Annotated in this window: 6 protein-coding genes and 1 riboswitch; of the genes, 4 read left to right on the top strand and 2 right to left on the bottom strand. The window is 65.0% G+C overall.

The window, feature by feature from the left end; genetic code table 11:
• Positions 1-758 (bottom strand): ATP-binding cassette domain-containing protein (locus EN935_RS18000; protein ID WP_164771188.1); only part of this gene is annotated, 758 nt, incomplete at its 3' end.
• A 1-nt stretch (position 759) separates the two neighbouring features.
• Positions 760-1,404 (bottom strand): thiamine diphosphokinase, encoded by a 645-nt coding sequence (locus EN935_RS17995; RefSeq protein ID WP_127373486.1) that lies wholly within the window; start codon positions 1,402-1,404, stop codon positions 760-762.
• 87 nt (positions 1,405-1,491) lie between these two features.
• Positions 1,492-1,606, top strand: a riboswitch (TPP riboswitch).
• 43 nt (positions 1,607-1,649) lie between these two features.
• Between EN935_RS17995 and thiB the strand changes: the two genes are divergently transcribed.
• The 4 genes from thiB to EN935_RS17975 form a co-directional block, all read left to right on the top strand.
• Positions 1,650-2,648 carry a thiamine ABC transporter substrate binding subunit gene (gene thiB / locus EN935_RS17990; RefSeq protein WP_109664831.1) on the top strand — a complete coding sequence of 333 codons (999 nt, stop codon included), beginning with the start codon at positions 1,650-1,652 and terminating at the stop codon, positions 2,646-2,648.
• A gap of 8 nt (positions 2,649-2,656) precedes the next feature.
• Positions 2,657-4,282 carry a thiamine/thiamine pyrophosphate ABC transporter permease gene (gene thiP, locus EN935_RS17985; RefSeq protein WP_127373485.1) on the top strand — a complete coding sequence of 542 codons (1,626 nt, stop codon included), beginning with the start codon at positions 2,657-2,659 and terminating at the stop codon, positions 4,280-4,282.
• Complete coding sequence (thiQ, locus tag EN935_RS17980; RefSeq protein WP_127263905.1) at positions 4,275-5,057, top strand: thiamine ABC transporter ATP-binding protein; 783 nt, start codon at positions 4,275-4,277, stop codon at positions 5,055-5,057. Before thiP ends, thiQ begins: the two co-directional genes overlap by 8 nt.
• Positions 5,058-5,320: 263 nt before the next feature.
• Positions 5,321-6,351: M48 family metalloprotease (locus EN935_RS17975; RefSeq protein WP_127373484.1), on the top strand; the 1,031-nt coding region annotated here is incomplete at its 3' end.

Raw genomic sequence — 6,351 nt, 5'->3', positions numbered from 1 at the left:
GTCTGCAACTCGCCGAGACGGCGCATGTTGCGCTTGCGCCGCGCCGTCACGCCGTAGCGCAGCCAGTGCTCCTCACGCACGATCTGGCGGCCGAGCTTGTGCTGCTCGCGCTCTTCTTCTTCCAGCACCAGGTCGCGCCATTCCTCGAAATGGCCAAAGCCTTTGTCCAGCCGGCGGGTCTGGCCGCGATCGAGCCAGACGGTGGCGCGCGACACGCGCTCGAGAAAGCGGCGGTCGTGCGAGATGACGATCAGTGCCGAGGAGGTGCGGATGAGCTCCTCTTCCAGCCATTCGATCACCGACAGATCGAGATGATTGGTCGGCTCATCAAGCAGCAGGATGTCCGGCTCCGGCGCCATGACGCGGGCAAGGGCGGCGCGCCTCGCTTCGCCGCCCGAAAGATCGTTCGGCCGCTCCTCGCCCGACAGGCCGAGATGCTCCATCAGATAGCTGGCGCGGTAGGGATCGTCGGCGGGGCCAAGTCCGGCCTCGACATACGCGCGAACGGTCGCAAAACCCTCCATGTCGGGCATCTGCGGCAGGTATCGAACGGTTGCCGAAGGCTGGCGGAACACCTCGCCGTCCTGCGGCTCGATCAGGCCAGCGGCGATCTTCAGCAGCGTCGACTTGCCGGACCCGTTGCGGCCGACCAGGGCGATCTTGTCGCCGGCCGAAGCGGTCAAGGCGGCGCCATCGAGCAGCGGCGTGCCGCCAAAGGTCAGCTTTATCCCGTCGAGGTTGAGAAGGGGCGGGGCCATGTCAGCTTTCAGGGAAGGGATAGGGATGAGCGAGCAGCATCGCGCGGCCATGATCCAGCGCGATTTCGAGGTGGCCCTTGACCTCGTTGGAGATGGTCAGCGACGAACCGAACGCCACTTTGACGTTGTTCAGCGGCCATTTGGCGCCGGTGACGGTCAGGCCGGCAAGCTCGGAAAAGCCGAGTACCGAAAACAGCGTGCCGTCGGCATAGTCGAAGCCAGCCGTTCCGTGCAGCAGGGGAACGCCTTCCTGGGCGCCGCTGGTCAAAAGCACATCGGTTCCGGCCTCGGCCAGCCGCAGGGCTAGCGCCAGATGCAGGAAAGCGTGATCGGCGCGCTTGCCGCCGAAGGCGCCGGCGAGCACCAGGCTGGTCGCACCGCGCTCCAGTGCGGCGGCGATGGCCAGTTCGCCATCGGTCTGGTCCTTTTCCGCCGGGAAGGTCCGGCGCGGCACGGAAGCGAGATCGTCAGGCAGGTTGGCCGGCACCGAATCGAAATCACCCACCCACAGCTCCGGCACGAGACCCAGCAGCCGCGCATGGCCGATGCCGGCGTCGGCGGCGATGACGCGGGAGCCTTCGACCTGGCGGTCGAGCCGTGGCGTGCGGATGAGATCGCCGCCAAGCAGGATGGTGAATGTGCTCATATCGTGTGGCCCTTACCAGCCCGGCACGGGAAACGGAAGGCGGCAAACTCCCACTTGCGTGGGGGATCGGCCCGGCCTATGTGTCGAAACGCTCTAACGGGGTGCCGGACGCGATCTTCGCGGACCGGCTGAGAGGCAATCTCGCCAACCCGCTGAACCTGATCCGGTTTGTACCGGCGGAGGGATTAGACGTTTCGGACAGTCCGACGCCTCAATTCCTTTCAATTCGAACGAAGGAGGCGCCGATGCGCACGCTTTTATATTCTCTTGTCTCAGCAATGACCGTGGTCCTGTCCGGACCGGCCTTGGCCAAGGACAAGCTCACCGTCTACACCTATGAGAGTTTCACCGCCGACTGGGGTCCGGGTCCCGTGGTGAAGAAGGAATTCGAGGCCGAATGCGGCTGCGATGTCGAATTCGTCTCGGTCGCCGATGGCGTCGCGCTGCTCAACCGCGTCAAGCTCGAAGGCGCGTCGACCAAGGCCGATATCGTGCTTGGCCTCGACACCAATCTTACCGCCGATGCCAAGGCGTCAGGCCTGTTCGCACCGCATGGCGCGGTGACCGACGTCAATGTGCCGGGCGGTTGGAGCGACGACACTTTTGTCCCCTTTGATTACGGCTATTTCGCTGTCGTTTACGACACCGAGAAGCTGAAGACGCCGCCGAAGAGCCTGAAGGACTTGGTCGAAGGCAGTGCCGACGACAAGATCGTCATCCAGGATCCGCGCACCTCGACGCCCGGCCTCGGCCTGCTTCTGTGGGTCAAGTCGGTCTATGGCGACAAGGCGCCGGAGGCCTGGGCCAAGCTCAAGCCGAAGGTGCTGACGGTGACGCCGGGCTGGAGCGAGGCCTATGGCCTGTTCACGAAGGGCGAGGCGCCGATGGTGTTGTCCTACACGACGTCGCCGGCCTACCACATGGTCGCCGAGAACACCGAGCGCTATCAGGCGGCCTCCTTCGAGGAGGGCGAGTATCTGCAGATCGAGGTGGCGGGCATCACCACGACAGGGGCCAAGAATCCGCTGGCGGCAAAGTTCATGGCCTTCATGACCGGACCGAAATTCCAGGATGCCATCCCCGAGACCAACTGGATGTTCCCGGCAGGCAAGACCGACAAGCCGCTCAACCCGGCCTTTGACAAATTGGTCAAGCCAACCAAGACCTTGCAGTTCAGCCCGCAAGAGGTCGCCGCCAACCGCAAGGCCTGGGTGGATGAGTGGCTGGCGGTGATGAGCAAGTAGGCAGCGCGATGACGCCGGCGTATTCCACGGATTCCCGCGTCAGCGCCGGCATTGTCGCGCTCGCCGCAATCGCGCTGCTGATCGGCGGCGCGTTTGCTGGCCTGCTTTTCGAGGGCGCCCATGATTTCTCGGGCGCTTGGGCAGCCTTCGATCCCTATCTGTTGCGCGTCATTCGCTTCACGCTCTGGCAAGCGGCGCTGTCGACGCTGCTTTCCGTCGTGCCGGCGCTGTTCGTGGCGCGCGCTCTGTCGCGGCATCCACGCTTCTTTGGCCGCGCCTTCATCCTGCAGCTCTTCGCCGTACCATTGGCGCTGCCGGCCATCGTCGCGGCCCTCGGCATCCTGGCGCTTTATGGCCGCGCCGGCTATTTCGCCGGCGTGCTCGCCGTGATCGGCGGCGGAAGCTGGCCGGGGATCTATGGCCTGTCCGGCATTCTCGTCGCCCATGTCTTCTTCAATCTGCCGTTGGCGACGCGGCTGTTCCTCGAGGCGCTGCAAACGATTCCAGCCGACCAATGGCGGCTGGCGAGCCAGCTTGGCATGTCGGCGCGGCCGGCGTTCCGGCTGATCGAATGGCCGACGCTGCGTGCCGCCATGCCAGGAGTCGCCGGGCTGGTGTTCATGCTCTGCATCACATCCTTCACGATCGTGCTGATACTGGGCGGCGGGCCGGCCGCGACGACGCTGGAGGTCGGCATCTACCAGGCGCTTCGTTTCGATTTCGATCCCGCACGCGCGGTGACGCTGACGCTGCTGCAGATCGCCTTAACCTTTATCGTGGTGCTGGCACTGACGCGGCTAGGCGCCAATGTGGTCGGCGATACTAACCTGCCGGTCGCGCAACGCCGCTATCTCTTAGTCAACGGGGCCGAGACCTGGCTGAACGCAATGCTCATCGTCTTGGCGTTGCTGTTCGTCGTCGGGCCGATGGCGGCGACGGTGACGGCCGGGTTGGGCGCCGATCTCGGCCGGCTGGCCGGTGAGGCCACCGTCCGGCAGGCGACGCTGACCAGCATGGTGCTGGCCTTCCTGTCGGCGCTGCTTTCGGTGACGCTGTCGCTGTCGCTGACCATGGCGCGGCGGGCCCTAGCGCTGAACCGCCGGGCTGGCCGCAAGACAATGCTCGAGCATGCCACCGATACTGGGGCCGGCTTTGTCCTGGTCGTGCCGCCGATCGTCGTTGGCGCCGGCTGGTTCCTGTTGCTGCGCCATGTCGGCGATGTCTTCGCCATTGCCCCGATCATGGTCGTCACCGTCAATGCGGTGATGGCGATGCCGTTCGCCCTGCGCGCCATCCGTCCCGCCTATGATGCGGCGAGCGAGCGTCACGAACGGCTCTGTGCACAGCTCGGCATTGCTGGCTGGAACCGGCTGATGCTGGTCGACTGGCCGTCGCTGCGGCGGCCGCTCGCCACGGCCTTCGCCTTCGCCATGGCGCTATCGCTCGGCGATCTCGGCGTCATTGCCTTGTTCGGCAGTGATTCCGTGCAGACATTGCCCTACCTTCTCCTGGCGCGGATGGGCAGCTACCGCACCGAGGACGCCGGCGGCCTGGCATTGCTGCTCGGCCTCGTCTGCCTCGCGTTGATCGTGGCGGCGCACTGGCTGGGAAAGGAGAAGGTCCGGGATGCCTGAGGGGGTGGCCAGCGGGCCTGAAAAGGGCGCACCGGTGCGGCTGGACAAGGTGTCGTTCAGCTATGGCGAAGCGCCGCTTGTCTTCGACGTCGATTTCGCCACGGCAAAGATCAACGCCATCATGGGGCCGAGCGGTTCTGGCAAGTCGACGCTGCTCAATCTGGTCGCCGGCTTCGAGACTCCACAATCGGGCCGCGTGCTGATCGGCGGGGCCGATGTCAGCGCCGAGCCGCCTTCAGCTCGGCCGGTGTCGATGGTGTTCCAGGAAAACAATCTCTTTGCCCATCTTTCCGTCGAGCAGAATGTCGGGCTCGGCCGCTCGCCATCCTTGCGGCTGACAGAAGCGGACCGCGCCGCGATCGCCGGGGCGCTTGCGCGTACCGGTCTTGCCGGCAAGGAACGACGCCTGCCGCGCGAACTCTCCGGCGGGGAACGCCAGCGCGTCGCCCTGGCCCGGGTTCTGGTGCGCGACCGGCCGGTGCTGCTGCTCGACGAACCCTTCGCCTCGCTCGGTCCGGCGCTGCGTGACGACATGCTGGATCTGGTCGCCGCCGTTCATGCCGAGCGGGGCATGACGGTACTGTTCGTCACCCATCAGCCAGAAGACGCCCGCCGCATCGGCGAGCATATCGTGTTTCTCGACAATGGGTTGGTTGCCGCAACCGGCAAGGCGGATGATTTCTTTGCCGGGGCTGGTCCGGAAGCGTTCCGGCGCTATATCGGCGCAGGTGCCGGGGGTGCTGTATCACGAGATGTTGCCCGGAAGCGGACATAATTTACGGTCAAACCGGTTCCGGGCGATGTGGCGCTTGCTTGCCATGACTGGAGGAGTGTGGCTAGGTCCGCCCTACTGGTCCGGCATAGGACGTGATTTGCCTGCAGTATCCGCCGCTCGCCCCTGAGGGACGGGCAACGGATACTGCAGCAGTTTGAGATATATAGCGCATGACACATTCCGAAGATCGCCCCCGATTTTCGTGATCATGCGCCGGGACCCGAAAGGAAGCCGTTCTGGCGATCGGCGCTAATACACTAGGAATGAAACCGCTGGCGCGCTTTCTTGCGCTGGCCGGCTTTGCCGTGGCGCTGGCGAGTTGCCAGATGTTCACGCCGCCGGCGGTTCAGGAATCCGGCTTCCAGCCATCCGACAAGCCGATCACCGTCGACAATGTCGGCGCCAACAACAAGCTCGCCGAATTGGCCAAGGCGCAGCATCCGCGCATCCTGGCAACCTATGGCGGCGAATATTCCGATCCCAAGCTGGAGCGCATGGTTGCCAAGGTGGTCGGCAATCTGACCGTGGTCTCGGCCAATCCGACGCAGACCTATCGCATCACCATCCTGAATTCGCCCAACGTCAACGCCTTCGCGCTGCCGGGCGGCTATCTCTACATCACGCGCGGCCTGTTGGCGCTGGCCAATGATTCGGCCGAGCTTGCCGCGGTCATCGCGCATGAGATGGGCCACGTCACCGCCAATCACGGCCTGCAGCGCCAGCAGCTCGAGGCCGAGGAAGGCCTGGCGACCAAGGTGGTTTCCGACGTGCTTGGCGACAGCCCAACCGCCAAGGCGGCGCTGATCCGCGGCAAACTCAGGCTCGCCCAGTTCTCGCGCAACCAGGAGCTGGAAGCCGACGCCATCGGCATCAAATCGATCGGCGAAGCCGGCTACGATCCTTTCGCCGCCGGCCGCTTCCTGCAGTCGATGTCGGCCTATACCGATTTCCGTTCGATCAGCGGCGCCACCGATGCCAGCCTCGACTTCCTGGCCACGCACCCCAACACGCCGCAGCGCATCGATCTGGCGCAGCGCCATGCCCGCCAGTTCGGCGCGCCAGGCTTCGGCACGCGCGACCGCGATTCCTTTCTCGCCGGCATAGACGGCCTGCTCTATGGCGACACACCCGAGGAAGGCTATGTGCGCGGCGAAACCTTCCTGCATCCGGGCCTTGGCGTGTCCTTCTCGGTGCCGCAGGGCTTCATCATCGACAATTCGGCGGCGGCAGTGACGGCAACCGGTCCCGGTGACATGGCGATCCGCTTCGACGGCGTCTCGATCGACAAGAACCG

It is taken from the genome of Mesorhizobium sp. M7D.F.Ca.US.004.03.1.1 (genome assembly GCF_003998635.1).
GTDB classification, from domain to species: domain Bacteria; phylum Pseudomonadota; class Alphaproteobacteria; order Rhizobiales; family Rhizobiaceae; genus Mesorhizobium; species Mesorhizobium loti.
The sequence above is the reverse complement of the archived record's forward strand: the minus strand, read 5'-3'. Positions and strand labels throughout refer to the sequence as shown.

Bases quoted from the DNA above. Each gene is read 5' to 3' on its own strand.
- EN935_RS17995 (WP_127373486.1), bottom strand. From the start codon at position 1,404: ATGAGCACATTCACCATCCTGCTTGGCGGCGATCTCATCCGCACGCCA.
- thiQ (WP_127263905.1), top strand. From the start codon at position 4,275: ATGCCTGAGGGGGTGGCCAGCGGGCCTGAAAAGGGCGCACCGGTGCGG.
- thiP (WP_127373485.1), top strand. From the start codon at position 2,657: ATGACGCCGGCGTATTCCACGGATTCCCGCGTCAGCGCCGGCATTGTC.
- thiB (WP_109664831.1), top strand. From the start codon at position 1,650: ATGCGCACGCTTTTATATTCTCTTGTCTCAGCAATGACCGTGGTCCTG.